Genomic DNA, 15,645 nt, shown 5'->3' with positions numbered 1-15,645 from the left:
CGTGGCCCCCTCATACGGGTGAACGATCCCCGAACACCCCCGGCACTGCTGGTCAGCGGACAACACTGGCCGTTGCCCAGGGAGGAGTGCAACATGACAGTCATGGCCGAGCACACGTCTCAGATGTCGGTGGAGGACTTCGAGGAGCTCTCCCGCCTCGCCGAAAAGCAGCTCGAGGGCGTCAGGTTGGAGTTCATCGACGGACGGATCGGGGTCAAGCACGTGCCGGACGGGGATCACGTCGAGATCGTGACGTGGCTGACGAAGCGCTGCATGCAGCACAGGCCTGACTTGTGGCTGTACAGCGCAGAGCATGGTCTGACCGTGGAGACATACCGCAAGGGGCGCGCCCGCCCGGACGGATCGCTCGCGCCGGAGGGCTACTTCAAAGGCCGCCGAGACTGGGCCGACGCCAGCGGTGTGCTCATGACGGTCGAGGTCACCTCGTACGACACCGACACGCACCGTCGGGACCGCGAGGAGAAGCCCGCCGCCTATGCGGCGGCCGGCATCCCCGTGTATCTGCTCATCGACCGTGAACTCGGCAAGGTCGTGGTCCACAGCAAGCCCGACGCCGAGACCGCCCGCTATACCGACGTCCACGAGATGCGGATGGGAGCTGCCGTAGACCTGCCGGACCCGGTCGGCATCAAGCTCGACACCACCGAGCTCCTCGACTTCCTGGCCTGATGGACGAACGGAAGGCCTCGCCCCGGCAGCGGACGAGGCCTTCCGTCACGTACGAGCTGAACCCGTCAGGCGAAGAGCCCCGGCAGAGTCCCCTCGTACGCCTCGCGGATCTCGCTCAGCGGCAGCGTGAACTCGCCCTGTAGCTCCACGGCGTCACCGTCGACCACACCGACGCGCGTCGCGGGAAGCCCGCGCGCCCCGCACATGTCGGTGAAGCGCAGCTCCTCGGAGCGCGGGACGGACACGACCGCGCGCCCTGCCGACTCGCTGAAGAGGAGGGTGAACGCGTCGAGCCCGTCCGGGACGACCAGGCGCGCGCCCTTCCCGCCGCGGAGGCAGGACTCGGCGACGGCCTGCGCGAAGCCGCCGTCGGAGAGGTCGTGCGCGGCGTCGATCATGCCGTCGCGCGAGGCCGAGATGAGGATCTCGGCGAGCAGCCGCTCACGCTCCAGGTCGACCTTCGGGGGGAGCCCGCCGAGGTGGTCGTGGACGACCTGCGACCAGGCCGAGCCGCCGAACTCCTCGGTGGTGTCACCGAGCAGGTAGAGCAGCTGGCCCTCTTCAGCGAAGGCGATCGGCGTGCGGCGCGCCACGTCGTCGATCACACCGAGGACGGAGACGACGGGCGTCGGGTGGATCGCCGCCTCACCGGTCTGGTTGTAGAGCGATACGTTGCCGCCGGTCACCGGGGTGCCCAGGATCTGGCAGGCGTCGGCGAGACCACGGGTGGTCTCGGCGAACTGCCACATGACGTCCGGGTCCTCGGGCGAACCGAAGTTCAGGCAGTCCGAGACGGCGAGCGGCTTGGCGCCCGTCGCGGCGACGTTGCGGTACGCCTCCGCCAGGGCGAGCTGCGCGCCCGCGTACGGGTCGAGCTTCGAGTAGCGGCCGTTGCCGTCGTTGGCGAGGGCGACACCGAGGCCGGTCTCCTCGTCGATGCGGACCATGCCGGAGTCCTCGGGCTGCGCGAGCACCGTGTTGCCCTGCACGAAACGGTCGTACTGATCCGTCACCCACGCCTTGGAGGCCTGGTTCGGGGACGCGACGACCGCGAGCACCTGGTCGCGCAGTTCCTTCGAACTCGCGGGCCGAGCAAGCTTGTTGGCGTCGTCGGCCTGGAGGGCGTCCTGCCACTTCGGGCGCGCGTAGGGGCGCTCGTAGACCGGGCCGTCGTGGGCGACGGTGCGCGGGTCGAGGTCGACGATCTTCTCGCCGTGCCAGAAGATCTCCAGGCGGTCGCCGTCGGTGACCTCACCGACGACGGTGGCGATGACGTCCCACTTCTCGCAGATCGCGAGGAAGCGCTCGACCTTCTCGGGCTCGACGACCGCGCACATGCGCTCCTGCGACTCACTCATGAGGATCTCCTCGGGAGTGAGCGTGGAATCGCGAAGCGGTACGTCGTCGAGCTCGACGCGCATGCCGCCGGAGCCGTTGGACGCCAGCTCGGAGGTCGCGCAGGAGAGACCGGCGGCACCGAGGTCCTGGATGCCGACGACCAGCTTCTCGGCGAAGGCCTCCAGGGTGCACTCGATGAGGAGCTTCTCCTGGAAGGGGTCGCCGACCTGCACGGCCGGACGCTTCGACGGCTTGGTGTCGTCGAAGGTCTCGGAGGCCAGGATCGACGCGCCGCCGATGCCGTCACCGCCCGTGCGAGCCCCGTAGAGGATGACCTTGTTGCCGGGACCGGAGGCCTTCGCGAGGTGGATGTCCTCGTGCCGCATGACGCCGATGGCACCGGCGTTGACCAGCGGGTTGCCCTGGTAGCAGGCGTCGAAGACGAGCTCGCCGCCGATGTTCGGCAGGCCCAGGCAGTTGCCGTAGCCGCCGATGCCGGCGACGACGCCCGGCAGGACGCGCTTGGTGTCGGGGTGGTCGGCGGCGCCCATCCGCAGCGGGTCGACGACGGCGACCGGGCGCGCGCCCATCGCGATGATGTCGCGGACGATGCCGCCGACACCGGTGGCCGCGCCCTGGTAGGGCTCGACGTACGAGGGGTGGTTGTGCGACTCGACCTTGAAGGTGACCGCGTAGCCGTTGCCGACGTCGACGACGCCCGCGTTCTCACCGATGCCGACGAGCATCGCGTCGTTTTCGGGGGCCTTCTCGCCGAACTGGCGCAGGTGGACCTTGCTGCTCTTGTACGAGCAGTGCTCGGACCACATGACGGAGTACATGGCGAGCTCGGCGCCGGTGGGACGGCGGCCCAGGATCTCGCGTACGCGCGCGTACTCGTCTTCCTTCAGGCCCAGTTCGGCCCAGGGCAGCTTGACGTCGGGAGTCTCGGCTGCGTGCTTGACGGTGTCCAGAGTCATGCGTTGACCAGCTTCTTCAGGATCGAGGTGAAGAATCCGAGGCCGTCGGTGCGGCCGGTCCCGACCAGCGGCTCCACGGCGTGCTCGGGGTGCGGCATGAGGCCGACGACATTGCCCGCCTCGTTCGTGATGCCGGCGATGTCACGGAGCGAGCCGTTGGGGTTGCCCTCCAGATACCGGAAGGCGACGCGGCCCTCGGCCTCCAGCATGTCCAGGGTCCGCTCGTCGGCCGTGTACTGACCGTCGATGTTCTTGAGCGGGATCTGGATCTCCTGGCCGGCCGTGTAGTCGGCGGTCCAGGCGGTCCGGTCCGTCTCCACGCGCAGCTTCTGCTCGCGGCAGATGAAGTGCAGGTGGTTGTTGCGCAGCATCGCGCCCGGCAGCAGGTGCGACTCGGTGAGCACCTGGAAGCCGTTGCAGATACCGAGAACCGGCATCCCCGCCTTCGCCTGCGCGATGACCGACTCCATGACGGGCGAAAACCGCGAAATGGCCCCGGCCCGCAGATAGTCGCCGTACGAGAATCCGCCGGGAAGCACCACGGCGTCGACCTGCTTCAGGTCCTTGTCCCGGTGCCAGAGCGGCACGGCTTCGGCGCCGGCAACGCGGACGGCGCGCTGGGTGTCGCGGTCGTCGAGGGTTCCGGGGAAAGTGACGACTCCGATTCGAGCAGTCACTTCTCTTCCTCCACCTTTACGAAGAAGTCCTCGATCACGGTGTTGGCGAGGAAGGTTTCCGCCATCTCGTGGATACGGGCGAGGGCCGCGTCATCGACGGGCCCGTCCACCTCGAGTTCGAAGCGCTTTCCCTGACGTACGTCGGCGATCCCCTTGAATCCGAGGCGCGGCAGTGCACGCTGCACCGCCTGGCCCTGGGGGTCGAGGATCTCCGGCTTGAGCATGACGTCGACTACGACGCGTGCCACTGGCACTCCCGGTGTGTGGTGCTGGCTGAGCGGTCCCTTCAGACTACCCGCACAAAAATTCTACTCGCGTAGATTCGTAGAAACCTACGTGAGGACGGTCACGTTCCCGCCCCTACTCACGTATCGAACAGGGCACCTTCGCGAAAAATCCTGGAAAAGATCACGCATCGACATTGCGCCCGGACACGCGGGCGGATTTAGTCGGGCTTCACAATGCAATGCCAGGCACTGTACAAAGGAAAAGGGATTGGCCGATCCTTTGCACATAACAGTGCCCATAACAGCCGGACAGTCGGCATCGCCGCACGTCAACTGCGGTGGAGCCGCACGAAGGGACCGATATTCGTGGCGCAGCGTGTCGTAGTCACTCTCTTTGACGACATCGACGGCGGGGAAGCGGCGGAGACGATCGCCTTCGGTCTTGACGGCAAGTCGTACGAGATCGACCTCAATCAAACCAATGCCAAGAAACTGCGCAAGGTACTTGCCCCGTACCTGGACGCGGCCCGCAAGCAGTCGAAGTCCGGCAAGGCCTTCAAGCACACGACGGTGGCGGCGAACCCCGCGGCCGTCCGCGCCTGGGCCCGCTCGCACCAGATGGACGTGCCGCCGCGCGGCCGCATCCCGAAGAAGGTCTACGAGGCCTTCGAGGCGGCCAACTGACGCTCTGGCCCACCCTGTCCGACCTCGGTCGACGGCCTGCCAGGAGGGCCCCTCGGCAACCGACTTGACCTGCACCCCCGCCGGTCGGCTAAAGTCTGGAGCACGCCGAGGGGCAAGGCCGAAAGGCCCGAACCCCACGGAGTCTTGCGGGTGTAGTTCAGTAGTAGAACATCCCCCTTCCAGGGGGAAGGCGCAGTGTGCAATTCCTGTCACCCGCTCTGCATCGCTTACCGATCACTCATTCGAGTGCGGTAGGCTGGTGCTCGCGCCGGTCAGTGAGAGCTGGTCGGAGGCAATGCGAACGTAGCTCAGTTGGTAGAGCGCAACCTTGCCAAGGTTGAGGTCGCGAGTTCGAACCTCGTCGTTCGCTCCAGAGAAGAAGGCCCCGGTCATCGCGACCGGGGCCTTCTTCGTGCTCCGCCCCTGGTGCCGCCCGCTTCTGACATTTGTCATGCGAGCCGGTGACAGCGCGCACTGCTCCGGCGCTCGCAGCCGGGGGACGCTCTAGTCATGACTGACCAAGTGATCGACGTGACCGATCTGCGGCGCGTGTACGGGGGCGGTTTCGAGGCGGTCCGGGGAGTCTCGTTCTCCGTCGGACGCGGCGAGCTCTTCGCGCTGCTCGGAACGAACGGGGCGGGCAAGACCTCCACCGTCGAACTCCTCGAAGGGCTCGCCGCACCCGCCGGGGGGCGGGTGCGGGTGCTCGGCCACGATCCGTACGCCGAGCGCGGCGCCGTGCGCCACCGGATCGGTGTGATGCTCCAGGAGGGCGGCTTCCCCTCCGAGCTGACGGTGGCGGAGACCATACGGATGTGGGCGGCGTGCACCAGCGGCGCCCGTCCCGCCGCGGAAGCCCTGGACATGGTGGGGCTCGGCAAGCGGGCCGGCGTACGCGTGAAGATGCTCTCCGGCGGCGAGAAGCGGCGACTCGACCTGGCCACGGCCCTCATCGGGCGGCCCGAGGTGCTCTTCCTCGACGAACCCACCACCGGTCTCGACGCCGAAGGGCGCCGCGAGACCTGGGAGTTGGTGCGCGCCCTGCGCGACGGCGGCACCACCGTGCTGCTCACCACGCACTACCTCGAAGAGGCCGAGAACCTCGCCGAACGGCTCGCGATCCTGCACGAGGGGCGGATCGCGGCCGCGGGCCGGGTCGCCGACGTAGTGGCCGAGCAGCCGTCGCAGGTCTCCTTCGAACTGCCCGCCGGGTACTTCGTCGGGGATCTGCCGCCGCTCGGCGAGCTCGGCGTGAGCGAGCACGAGATCGACGGGGGCCGGGTGCGGCTGCGTACGCATGAGTTGCAGCGGGCGGCCACGGGGCTGCTGCTGTGGGCGCGGGACGCGAACGTCGAGCTCGGCAGGCTCGACGTACGGGCCGCTTCGCTGGAGGAGGCGTTCCTGCGCATCGCGCGGGACGCCGAGGGTGCGGCTGATGTCGCGGAGAAGGAGACGGTGGCATGAGTGCGCTGACGGTTACCCCGCAAGCGGTGACGACTCCCGCCAAGCGGATGGCAGCGCTCGCCCGGGCGGAGCTCACGCTGCTCGGGCGCACCAAGGGGACGTTGTTCGCGGCGCTGTTCGTGCCGCTGGTGATGCCGTTCAGCCTGCACCAGGTCGCGGAGGGCATGGACCTGAAGGGCACCGGGCTCTCGGTGGGGTCCGTGGTGGTGCCCGGCGCCATCGGCTTCTCCCTGCTCTTCGCCGTCTACTCGGCGCTGACCGCCGTCTACGCCGCCCGCCGTGAGGAACTGGTGCTCAAGCGGCTGCGCACCGGTGAGCTGCGGGACCCGGAGATCCTTGCCGGGGCCGCGCTGCCCTCGGTCGCCATCGGCACGATCCAGATCATCGTCCTCGCGGTCGCCTGCGTCGCCCTGCTCGACGCGGGGGCGCCCAGCGCGCCGCATCTCATCGTCATCGGGGTGCTGCTCGGCCTGGTGATGTTCAGCGCCCTCGGCGCGGTGACCGCCAGCCTCAGCAGGTCCGTGGAGTCCGCGCAGGTCATGGCCACGCCTCTGGCGTTCGGCTCGATGTTCGGCTCGGGTCTCTTCATCCCCTTCGAGGTCATGCCCGACAAGCTCGCCTCGGTCTGCGAACTCCTCCCGCTCTCCCCCGTGATCACGCTGGTGCGCGGCGGCTGGACCGGGGATCTCTCCGCGTCCGACGCCTTGGGCGCCCTCGTCACCGCGGTGGCCTGGAGCGTGGTCTCGGTGTTTGCTGTACGACGGTGGTTCCGCTGGGAGCCGCGGCGTTGAGGAAGGGGGCGGCGGTGGTCGTCGGGCGGATGCGAAGGCTGCAGCGGGACTGGCACAGCTCCAGCAAGATCCAGAAGGTGGAGCTGCAGAGCATGGCCATGTGGCACTCCATGCCCTGGCTGTTCTTCCTCAGCTGGGCCTCGCTGCCCGTCGGCCTGAGCCTGCGGCACCAGACGATTCCGCTCGTCCTCGGCTGGACCCTGATCGCACTCGCCGCCGTGCAGTGCGTGCACGTCAACCGCACCGTCCGAGCGTCCCTCGACCACTATCTGAAGCGGGCAGGGATGCCGCGCCGCGATCTCGCCGTTTCGGCGGTGCTCATGGTCCTCGTCCTTGGCCTGGTGATCGCCCTGCAGATCGTGGACGGCGCCGAGCCGGAGACCCTCGTCCTCGCGTCCCTCTTCGGCGTGGTCCCCTACGCGATGGCCCTCGCGTTCGCCGTGCCCGTCCGCACCTTCCTCATCCGGATCGCCGTGATCGCCGTCGCGACGGTGGCCGCTACGGCGGCGGCCGGCATCCACGACGGACGGCTCCTCGGCCAGGCCCTGGTGATCGTCCTCGCCGGTCTGATCTCGCTGGTCTCCTCGCGCTGCGGCGCCTGGACGCTCGCCGTGATGTGGGAGGCAGACCGGGCCCGCGAGGTCGAGGCACGGCTCGCGGTGGCCGAGGAGCGGCTGCGGTTCGGGCGTGACCTGCACGACGTGATGGGGCGCAACCTCGCCGTCATCGCGCTGAAGAGCGAACTGGCCGTGCAGTTGGCGAAGCGGGGGCGGCCCGAGGCGGTCGACCAGATGGTCGAGGTGCAGCGGATCGCGCAGGAGTCGCAGCGGGAGGTACGGGAAGTGGTGAGGGGGTATCGGGAGGCCGACCTCGCGGTCGAACTCGCCGGTGCGCAGGGCGTGCTCGAGGCGGCGGGGATCGACTGCCGGGTGAGCGGGTCGTCCGCAGGCCTTCCGGTCTCGGTGCAGTCGGCGCTGGGGTGGGTCGTGCGCGAGGCGGCCACCAATGTGCTGCGGCACGGGGACGCACAGCGGTGCGACATCGCCTTGGCGATCACTGATGAACGTACGTCGCTGGTCGTCGAGAACGACGGGGTGCCCGATGCCGTGCCCGAGGGCAGGAAGGGCTCCGGCCTCGAAGGGCTCAGGGAGCGGCTCGCCGCGGTGGACGGGACGCTGGACTTCGCCTCCGGCGACGGGCGGTTCCGCCTCGCCGCGGAGGTGCCGACGACCCGCCCCGGGCAGGACGGCCCCCAGCGGGACAGTCCCGAGCAGGACGGTCCTCAGCAGGTCAGCCGACAGGAAGTCGAAGGGGTCGCGCCATGAGCCTGCGAGTGCTGCTCGCCGATGACGAGCACCTCATCCGCGGCGCCCTCGCCGCGCTCCTCGCGCTCGAGGACGATCTCGTCGTGGTCGCCGAGGCCGCGTCGGGGCCCGAGGCGCTCGCCATGGCCCTCGCCCACCGGCCCGATGTGGCCGTGCTCGACCTGGAGATGCCGGGCGCCGACGGTGTGAGTGTGGCCACATCACTGCGGGACGAACTGCCGCACTGCCGCACCATGATCGTGACGAGCCATGGCAGACCGGGGCATCTCAAGCGGGCGCTCGCGGTGGGCGTACGGGGCTTCGTGCCGAAGACCGTGAGCGCGCAGCGCCTCGCCGAGATCATCCGTACCGTTCACGCCGGTAATCGCTATGTGGACCCGGAGTTGGCCGCCGACGCGATCTCCGCCGGGGACTCGCCGCTGACCGTCCGCGAGGCCGAGGTTCTCGAACTCGCCGCAGACGGGGCGCCCGTCGCGGAGATCGCCGAGCGGGCCGCGCTGTCCCAGGGGACCGTCCGGAACTACCTCTCGTCCGCCGCCACCAAGATCGGTGCGGAGAATCGTCACGCCGCGGTGCGTCTCGCACGCGAGCGAGGTTGGGTATAGTTGGCTTCGCGCTTCGGCGCAGCGCGGACGTAGCTCAGTTGGTAGAGCGCAACCTTGCCAAGGTTGAGGTCGCCAGTTCGAACCTGGTCGTCCGCTCCATACGAAGAACCCCCGGCGCCTCTCGGCGCCGGGGGTTCTTCGTGTTCTGAGGGCGCCGCTACCAGGCGGTGCCGGTCAGACGCTCGTACGCCTCGATGTACTTGGCGCGCGTGGCGTCCACCACGTCCTGCGGGAGCGGGGGCGGCGGCTGCTCGCTCTTGCGGTCCCAGCCCGAGGCCGGGGACGTCAGCCAGTCACGGACGAACTGCTTGTCGAACGACGGCTGGGCGCGGCCCGGCTGCCAGCTGTCCGCGGGCCAGAAGCGGGACGAGTCCGGGGTGAGGACCTCGTCGGCGATGACCAGCGTCTCTCCCTCGAAGCCGAACTCGAACTTCGTGTCGGCGAGGATCACGCCACGGTCGCGGGCGATGTCACGGGCACGGCCGTAGACCGCGAGGGTCGCCTGGCGGAGCTGGGCCGCCGTCTCCGCGCCCACCTGACGGGCCACTTCCTCGTAGCTCACGTTCTCGTCGTGCTCGCCGACCTCCGCCTTCGTGGCGGGCGTGAAGATCGGCGCGGGCAGCTCCGAGCCGTCGCTCAGGCCGTCGGGCAGCGCGAGGCCGCAGACGGTACGCGTGTCGTTGTACTCGACCAGGCCCGAGCCGGTCAGATAGCCGCGGGCGACGCACTCGACCGGGACCATCGCCAGGGACTTGCAGACCGTGGTGCGGCCCTCCCAGTCGGCGGGGGCGCCGGGCGGGACGTCGGTGGAGATGACGTGGTTGGGGACGAGATCGGCGAGCTGGTCGAACCACCACAGGGAGAGCTGCGTGAGGACCCTGCCCTTGTCAGGGATCTCCGTGGGCAGCACCCAGTCGTAGGCGGACATGCGGTCGCTCGCGACCATCACGAGGTCGCCCGCCTCGTTCCGGTACAGGTCGCGCACCTTTCCGGTGTGCACGTGCACCAGGCCCGGCACCTGAAGCGGCTCGGGCTTTTCTACGAATCCGGACACGGTTCCTCCCCGTGGTTCTGACTGAATGCTGCTGATTCTCCCGCATGAGGAGGCAGCTTCTGGCCAGGGGTTGTTCCGAAGGCGGGCGGGCCGCCCTCAGTCCCGTTTGCAGATGCGGTCCAGGAGGTTGGCCGTGGCGCGCTGGACGCGTGAGTCCACATGGCCGGGGCGGTCGAGCGCCGGGGACCAGGCGAAGGTGCCCGAGGCGAAGACCAGGGCGCCGGAGGGGGCGCGGTAGAGGGACGACTCCTGGTGGCGCATGACGCCGTCGGAGTCCTCGTACGGAGAGTGGGCGAGGAGGATGCGGCCCTGGTGCTCCGGCAGCGCGGTGCGCGGGAAGTAGCGGTCGGCCTCGCCCGCGACCAGGCCCTCGATCTCGTCCCCTTCGTGCGCGCCGGTCGCCTCCCACAGCCAGTGGTCGGCGTTGCGCACGACGAGGGGGGCGGGCTCGGGGACCCGGCCCGCGTACTGGATGCCGAGGAGCTGCTGCTCGGCCTTGTCCTGCTCCCGCCAGAGGGCCGGCCTGCCGGGGCCGATGCGCTTGCGGCAGGTCAGCAGGCGGTCGTCCACGCCGGACGGGGAAGGGCCCAACTCCACCTGCCAGTACATGGTGTTGGCGGAGAGGAAGACGAGGGACGTGCCGTGCTCGCGGGCCTTCTCCGTGGTGCGGCGCATGTTCGACGACCAGTACTCGTCGTGGCCCGGGAAGACCAGGCCCCGGTAGCGGGTCGGATCGATGCGGCCCGCGTGCAGGTCACGGGTGTCGGCGTACGCGAGGTCGTAGCCGTAACGCTCGGCCCAGCGGATGAAGTCGTAGGCGTGACCGACGTGCAGGGGCAGGCCCGCGCCCGCGTACGGGCGGTCGAAGGAGACCGTGTGGGCGGCCTCGCTCTCGCCCAGGAGACGGCCCTTCTCGTCCCACGCGTGGTAGAGGCTCGCGCCCGTGCGGCCGTCCTCGGGGTAGAGGTTGTACGCCTGCCAGGTGATGTCCGGCAGGAGCAGGAGCAGATCGGCGCGGTGGTCGTCGCGGACCGTGAACGGGACGTGCGAGCGGTAGCCGCCGACCGTGGTGAGGACCGCCACGTACGCCCCGACGCTCCAGTAACTCGGGATCTGCAGACGCCAGGAGAGCCACCAGTGGTGGCAGGAGACCGTGCGGTCGGCGGCGAGCGGGGGCGGCTGGACGATGCCGGAGAGACGCGGGCTCGTGGTGATCTTCGAGGCGCCGTCTCCGCCGTAGTGCCCGATGCGGTAGATGTCGACGAAGAACTGCTGGGGCGGGTCCACCGTCACGTGGAAGTCGATCGCCCCGCCGGGGGCGGCGGCGCCGGTGGAGGCGAAGCCCTTGATCTGGCCGTGCACGTCGTCGGCGGTGCGCGGGCCGTTCGTACGGGTGCGGTGGCGGGGCGCGGGGATGTTCTGCGCGCCGGGGGCGGGGGCATGGTCGATGTACCAGGGGACGACCTGGCCCGTGTCGTCGAAGTAGTGCTCGGCGCCTCGGAGCCAGGGCAGGGGCCCCTGGCCGAAGGGGTCGGTCACGGCGTGCGCCAGGGCGCCCGATTCCCACCTGCGGATCTGCTCCGACCCCATGTGTGTACCCCTCCCTCGCTGCTCCCCCGAGATTGCTCTGCGCGGTGCGAGTGCTCTGCGCGGTGCTGGTTGCTGTGCGGTGCTGGCGCTTTGCGCGGTGCTGGTTCCTGTGCGCGGTGTCCCCGTGTGCGGCTGCTGGCACGTCCGGACCGGCAGCCGATCCCAGCACATCACATTACGCACGCACTCCGTCACCGTTCGTCGCTAATCGACGAGAACGGAAGGGAGCGTTCCGGGGAGTGGGGGTGAGGGCGGGCGCTGGGTGCGGGGGCGGGTGGGCCGCGGGGCGAGGCGGGGCGGAGGTCAGACCAGGCGGATTGGTTTTTCCGGGCGGACGCCCAGGCGGGCCAGCCAGCCGCGTAGGGGGATGGGGTCGCCGTCCTCCACGAGGCTCAGGACGTGCGGCGTGAGATCCGCCGCGCGCTCGCCGTCGACCAGGAGGGACGGGCCGTCCAGCCAGTCGAGACCGGGGGCGGCGCCCGCCGTGTCCACGGCCGCGCAGCAGACCAGCGCCGTGACGTGATCGGCCAGCAACTCCCGTCCCGTACGCGGTGGTTGGAGCGGGAACAGCGGCAGCATTCCGTCGTCCCAGAGCGCGTCGTCCGGGCCCTGTCCCGTGGGCGCGGGGCGCGGCGGGGCCGCGGCTTCCTCGCGGGCGAGCTCCGCGGTGAGGCCTGCGGCCAGGAGACCGCCGGGGCCGTCGGTGGACTCCTCGCCGTCCTCGGGTTCCTCGCTGGGCACGGATTCTTCGCTGAGCGCGGGTTGTTCGCTGATGGACTCTTCGCTGGGCGCGGACTCTTCGCTGGGCGCGGATTCTTCGATGTGGGGAGCCGGGGCCTGGTGGGGCGGGCCTGCGGGGCCGGAGCCCTCCGTCGTCAGGTGGTCCAGCACGCGGCCCAGCGTCGGCCCCTTGGAGTCGGGTGCCGTCGGGTCGGCGGAGTGGCTGACGCCCAGGGAGTCCAGGACCCGGTGGAGACGGGCGGCGTCCATGCGCCACTTCCGGTCGACGACCTCGTCCGGATACTCCTGCCACGCCACCGGCGCCCAGTCCGGGCTCTGCTCGGCGGGGCCACCGTGGAAGAGGCGGGCGGCGAGCAGCGAAGCCGCCTCGTCCATCGAGCCCGGCTCCTCCAGGAGGTCACAGGCGGGGCGCTCGCCCAGGCGGGACGTGAAGCCCTCGGCCAGGCGGTCCCTGCGGGAGAGCTCGGTGAGGGCGGAGACGACGCCCGCGTCCAGGCGTGAGGGCCAGCGGCCCATCCGCCAGGCGGGCAGCGCGACCTTGGTCAGGAGCCGGTCCCACCCGGCATACGCAAGCCCCACCTGCTCCTGAGCGACGATCCGCACCCCGTAGTCCACGGCCTGGGCGCGCTCCGCGGCGGCGGCCGCGACCCCGCGCTCCATCTCGCCCGCATGCCCCCGGCAGCTGCGCAGGAGCAGCCGCGTCACCCAGCCGACGCCACCGAGGACCGTACGCACGAGCGCACTGCGGCCCGGCGCGGAAGTGACCGCGACCGCGGCGTCGAGCCCGCGGATGAAGCGACGGGCCGCGGCTATGTCGGGGTGCGCCGATGGCCCCGTGCCGGCCACGACCGGCGCGAGCACCGCGCGCAGCTCGCCGACCCGCATCCACCACAGGAACGGGGAGCCGATGACGAGCACCGGAGCGACGGGTGCCTGGCGGCGCGGGGCGGGACGGCTGTCTCGTACGCCATTGCCCTCTGCCGATGCCTGGGAGGGGGTCTCAGCGGGCGGGCCGTGCGCGGGGTGCGTGCGGTCCTCCAGCCAGCTGTCGCAGTCCGGGGTGAGCGCTATCGCCGAGGGGGCGGGCACGTCCAGGCGGTCGGCGAGGTCCCGCACCAGGCGGTACAGATCGGGGGCCGAGCCCTCGGTGATCGGGACGGTCGGGCTGACGGCGGGCCTGGACCGCGCGACCACGAGCGCTACGCCCGCGGCGGCGAGCAGGACGACGACGGCGACGGCCGTCACGACGCCGCGCGCGACGTCCCAACTCCCGCCCGTCATATGGCCCGTGACTCCGCCCGCGATCAACACGACGGCGACGGCCGCGGGCAGCAGTGCGACGGCCAGCGCCCTGCTGCGGATGCGCAGCACGGCGAGCGCCTGGGAACGCGCGGACTGCACGCCCACCTCCACACCCGTACCTGACACGACCGATGTCACCCCCTGCTGCCTGTGCCGCCTGCTGCCCGGCCGGGGGCCGGGACGACGGGCGGACGGCAGCCGCCGATGGATTTGCTCACTCCCCCACTGTGGCACCCGCCACTGACATCGCAATGCCGGTGGTCTGTTTGGCTCTGGGCGCCTGAACCGCTTGCGCCGCACCCTAGTTGGGGTGCCGGGCATCGTCAGCCGGATGGGCCAGCGGTCACCCGATGGAATGGCTTTGGGTAAAGGTGGATGACGATCAGGCCCCGGATCCAGTGTCAGATCCGGGGCCTGAGAGTCGTTAGTGGAGGGTGCGCAGATGACGCGAGGGTGATGCGAGGGTGACCTTGGTCAGGCCTCGGACGCCGCCTTCGCCGCGATGTCCGTACGGTGCTGGGAGCCGTCGAGCCGGATGCGGGACAGCGCCGCGTACGCGCGCTCGCGGGCCGCGGTCAGATCCGTGCCGGTGGCCGTCACGGAGAGCACACGGCCGCCCGCGCTGACCACCGCGTCGCCGTCGCGCTTCGTCCCCGCGTGCAGGACGTACGCGTCCGGGGCATCCTGTGCCGCGACATCGCCGAGGCCCTCGATGGGGTCGCCGGTGCGCGGGGTCTCCGGGTAGTTGTGCGAGGCGATGACCACGGTCACCGCGGCGTCGTCGCTCCAGCGCAGCGGGGGCAGGTCGACGAGGGTGCCGTTCGCCGCGGCCAGCAGGACTCCGGCGAGCGGGGTCTTCAGACGGGCGAGGACGACCTGCGTCTCGGGGTCGCCGAAGCGGGCGTTGAACTCGATGACGCGTACGCCGCGGCTGGTGATCGCGAGGCCCGCGTAGAGCAGCCCGGAGAAGGGGGTCCCGCGGCGGCGCAGCTCGTCCACGGTCGGCTGAAGCACGCTCTCCATGACCTCGTCGACGAGCTTCGGGTCGGCCCACGGGAGGGGCGAGTACGCGCCCATGCCACCGGTGTTCGGCCCTTCGTCCCCGTCGAGCGCGCGCTTGAAGTCCTGCGCGGGCTGGAGCGGTACGACGGTGATGCCGTCCGTGATGGCGAAGAGGGAGACCTCGGGGCCGTCGAGGAACTCCTCGATGACGACGCGGTCGCAGGCGAGGGCGTGGGCGCGGGCGGCCTCGATGTCGTCGGTCACGACGACGCCCTTGCCGGCGGCGAGGCCGTCGTCCTTCACGACGTAAGGCGCCCCGAAGGCATCGAGCGCCTCATCGATCTCTTCGGGGGTGGTGCAGACGTAGGAGCGGGCGGTGGGCACCTGGGCGCCCGCCATCACGTCCTTGGCGAAGGCCTTGGAACCCTCCAGCTGGGCGGCCTCCTCGGAGGGACCGAAGCAGGGGATGCCGGCGTCGCGCACGGCGTCGGCGACTCCGGCGACCAGGGGCGCCTCCGGGCCCACGATCACCAGTTCGGCGCCGAGCCGGGTGGCGAGGGCGGCCACCGCGCTGCCGTCGAGGGCGTCGACCGGGTGCAGCTCGGCCACGTCCGCGATGCCGGCGTTGCCGGGGGCGCAGTACAGGGCGGAGACGTCGGGGTCGAGGGACAGAGAGCGGCACAGGGCGTGTTCGCGGGCACCACTGCCGATGACGAGGACCTTCACGGGCGCCAGCCTAGCTGGCGTGGACCGGTGCGTTCGTACGGGAGCCTCAGCCGCGGGGGCTCCTACGCTTGTACGTTCCTCCAGCCGCGGGCCCGGGGTGCTCCTCGCTGGCGGCGCCTTCGCCTGCGGGCCGATGGGGGACAAGACCGCCGCTGCGCGCCGGATGCTCCCCGCTGACGGCGCCTTCGTCTGCAGGCCCACCCCGGACAAGACCGCCGCTGCGCGCCGGATGCTCCCCACCCGCCCACCCGTGCACCCCGCGGCACGCCCCCTCGACGTAGGGGCGACGACGTCGCACTGGCCCTGTGCGTAGGGCTGCGCGGCCCCTACGTCTGGGGGGAGCTGCGGGGCAAACGGGTGGGCGGGCGGGAGAAATCCGCCGCGAAGCGGCGGTACAGAAACAGGGGCAGGAGCCACCAAGCCCAGCAGACACAGACGCCGCCCCTACGTCG

At 70.6% G+C, this 15,645-nt stretch carries 13 protein-coding genes and 3 tRNA genes; 9 read left to right on the top strand and 7 right to left on the bottom strand.

The annotated features are described in order from the left end of the window. Positions 1–93: 93 nt before the first annotated feature. The gene (locus tag ACWGI2_RS27780) at positions 94–690 is read left to right on the top strand and encodes a Uma2 family endonuclease (protein ID WP_453396580.1); all 597 of its coding nucleotides are present in this window, start codon (positions 94–96) and stop codon (positions 688–690) included. 65 nt (positions 691–755) lie between these two features. Here ACWGI2_RS27780 and purL read toward each other — a convergent pair whose 3' ends face one another. From purL to purS, 3 genes are read right to left on the bottom strand one after another with little or no spacing between them, the layout of a single operon-like run. Then, positions 756–3,005: a phosphoribosylformylglycinamidine synthase subunit PurL gene (gene purL / locus ACWGI2_RS27775; RefSeq protein WP_453698238.1), complete on the bottom strand. Its 2,250-nt coding sequence runs from the start codon at positions 3,003–3,005 to the stop codon at positions 756–758. Then, positions 3,002–3,682 (bottom strand): phosphoribosylformylglycinamidine synthase subunit PurQ, encoded by a 681-nt coding sequence (gene purQ / locus ACWGI2_RS27770; protein ID WP_453396582.1) that lies wholly within the window; start codon positions 3,680–3,682, stop codon positions 3,002–3,004. Before purQ ends, purL begins: the two co-directional genes overlap by 4 nt. Continuing rightward, positions 3,679–3,930 carry a phosphoribosylformylglycinamidine synthase subunit PurS gene (gene purS / locus ACWGI2_RS27765; RefSeq protein ID WP_135332092.1) on the bottom strand — a complete coding sequence of 84 codons (252 nt, stop codon included), beginning with the start codon at positions 3,928–3,930 and terminating at the stop codon, positions 3,679–3,681. The genes purQ and purS overlap by 4 nt, the downstream gene beginning before the upstream one ends. A 345-nt stretch (positions 3,931–4,275) precedes the next feature. Between purS and ACWGI2_RS27760 the strand changes: the two genes are divergently transcribed. The 8 genes from ACWGI2_RS27760 (at position 4,276) to ACWGI2_RS27725 (ending at position 8,877) form a co-directional block, all read left to right on the top strand. Beyond that, positions 4,276–4,593: an Lsr2 dimerization domain-containing protein gene (locus tag ACWGI2_RS27760; RefSeq protein ID WP_160505952.1), complete on the top strand. Its 318-nt coding sequence runs from the start codon at positions 4,276–4,278 to the stop codon at positions 4,591–4,593. Positions 4,594–4,739: 146 nt separating this feature from the next. Then, positions 4,740–4,811 (top strand) — tRNA-Gly (locus ACWGI2_RS27755). A gap of 79 nt (positions 4,812–4,890) precedes the next feature. After that, positions 4,891–4,966 (top strand) — tRNA-Gly (locus ACWGI2_RS27750). Positions 4,967–5,103: 137 nt separating this feature from the next. Next, positions 5,104–6,057 carry an ATP-binding cassette domain-containing protein gene (locus ACWGI2_RS27745; protein WP_453698236.1) on the top strand — a complete coding sequence of 318 codons (954 nt, stop codon included), beginning with the start codon at positions 5,104–5,106 and terminating at the stop codon, positions 6,055–6,057. Continuing rightward, the gene (locus ACWGI2_RS27740; protein ID WP_453698234.1) at positions 6,054–6,848 is read left to right on the top strand and encodes an ABC transporter permease; all 795 of its coding nucleotides are present in this window, start codon (positions 6,054–6,056) and stop codon (positions 6,846–6,848) included. The genes ACWGI2_RS27745 and ACWGI2_RS27740 overlap by 4 nt, the downstream gene beginning before the upstream one ends. Positions 6,849–6,877: 29 nt before the next feature. Beyond that, positions 6,878–8,173: a sensor histidine kinase gene (locus ACWGI2_RS27735; protein ID WP_453698233.1), complete on the top strand. Its 1,296-nt coding sequence runs from the start codon at positions 6,878–6,880 to the stop codon at positions 8,171–8,173. Further along, positions 8,170–8,778, top strand: coding sequence for a response regulator transcription factor (locus tag ACWGI2_RS27730; RefSeq protein WP_160505955.1), 609 nt, complete (start codon positions 8,170–8,172; stop codon positions 8,776–8,778). Before ACWGI2_RS27735 ends, ACWGI2_RS27730 begins: the two co-directional genes overlap by 4 nt. 23 nt (positions 8,779–8,801) lie before the next feature. Further along, positions 8,802–8,877, top strand: a tRNA-Gly gene (locus tag ACWGI2_RS27725). 58 nt (positions 8,878–8,935) lie between these two features. Here ACWGI2_RS27725 and ACWGI2_RS27720 read toward each other — a convergent pair. The 4 genes from ACWGI2_RS27720 to purD all read right to left on the bottom strand — a co-directional run bounded on the left by ACWGI2_RS27720 (position 8,936) and on the right by purD (position 15,193). Further along, complete coding sequence (locus ACWGI2_RS27720; RefSeq protein ID WP_453396586.1) at positions 8,936–9,832, bottom strand: phosphoribosylaminoimidazolesuccinocarboxamide synthase; 897 nt, start codon at positions 9,830–9,832, stop codon at positions 8,936–8,938. A gap of 96 nt (positions 9,833–9,928) precedes the next feature. Next, positions 9,929–11,422: a N,N-dimethylformamidase beta subunit family domain-containing protein gene (locus tag ACWGI2_RS27715; RefSeq protein ID WP_453698231.1), complete on the bottom strand. Its 1,494-nt coding sequence runs from the start codon at positions 11,420–11,422 to the stop codon at positions 9,929–9,931. 303 nt (positions 11,423–11,725) lie between these two features. Further along, positions 11,726–13,591, bottom strand: coding sequence for a hypothetical protein (locus tag ACWGI2_RS27710; RefSeq protein ID WP_453698229.1), 1,866 nt, complete (start codon positions 13,589–13,591; stop codon positions 11,726–11,728). 348 nt (positions 13,592–13,939) lie between these two features. After that, complete coding sequence (gene purD, locus ACWGI2_RS27705; protein WP_453698227.1) at positions 13,940–15,193, bottom strand: phosphoribosylamine--glycine ligase; 1,254 nt, start codon at positions 15,191–15,193, stop codon at positions 13,940–13,942. Between the last annotated feature and the right edge of the window lie 452 nt (positions 15,194–15,645).

This window comes from Streptomyces sp. NPDC054866 (assembly GCF_053610745.1).
The sequence above is the reverse complement of the archived record's forward strand: the minus strand, read 5'-3'. Positions and strand labels throughout refer to the sequence as shown.